The organism is Sphingobacterium sp. GW821-FHT03E03, assembly GCF_059420745.1.
In genome coordinates, this window is sequence record NZ_JBWKUH010000069.1 from 1 (window position 1) to 860 (window position 860).

An 860-nucleotide genomic window follows, 5' to 3' on the forward strand; every position below is an offset into this window, starting at 1 on the left:
TTACATGCGTTTGGTATTCATCATGAAATGGGCAGAAATGATAGGGATAATTTCGTTACGATTAATACGTCAAATATCTATCCGGAAAAGATGCATAATTTTAATAAAGTTGGAGTTCTTTCTAGTGTTGATGTAGGTTTATTTGATGCTAGATCAATTATGATGTACCCTTCGAAAACTACCGATGCTAGTTTTGCAAGAAATACAAGTCTAAATATAATTACAGCTAATAATTCTAGCGTAGTAATTTCCCCGAGTTTCTATCCCACCACGACCGACTTACTTGGTATTAATATGTTGTATGGAAATGAACGACCATATTTAAAAATGGACTATACAGTAGAAGAAATTTACAGTGACCCGGGGAGTGGGTCGTACGAACAAGAGGTGACAACTACATTTTCTCTTTTTTCAAATGCTGCTTTAACCGTTCCTTATGTCAAAAGTTATAAAGTACCAATCTTAGTAACGATGGATGTTACCAATATTTACAATGGTCACACTCAGCCAGTTGAAAGGTCGGTGCTTCCTTTGACTATTAATGCTGGGGACAATAGTGTTTCTGTAACAGTTCGTAATAGAGCAGATATTGATTATGGCACAACAAGACTTGGAGAGTTTACTTCTGTTTATCCAAAAGTTGATTTTACTGGCTATAGAGTTCCGCGTTAAAATGTCAGCACACCTACTTTGCATCTTTTACTAGCGTGGAATTGGAATCTAAAATATTATGTTTTATAAATATGAAAAAACTATGAAAACAATGAAGCTTTTTTTATCATTGGGAGTATTTTTACTTCTATTCTCTTGTAAAAACAATGACTTTGTGGCAGATTCAGAACCTTCTGGGCGAGATTCTG

Annotated in this window: 1 protein-coding gene; it reads left to right on the top strand. The window is 34.8% G+C overall.

Annotated elements, in window-relative coordinates; translation table 11 throughout:
- Positions 1 to 672 (top strand): M12 family metallopeptidase (locus AC07UV_RS25680; RefSeq protein WP_495185851.1); only part of this gene is annotated, 672 nt, incomplete at its 5' end.
- Positions 673 to 860 lie beyond the last annotated feature (188 nt).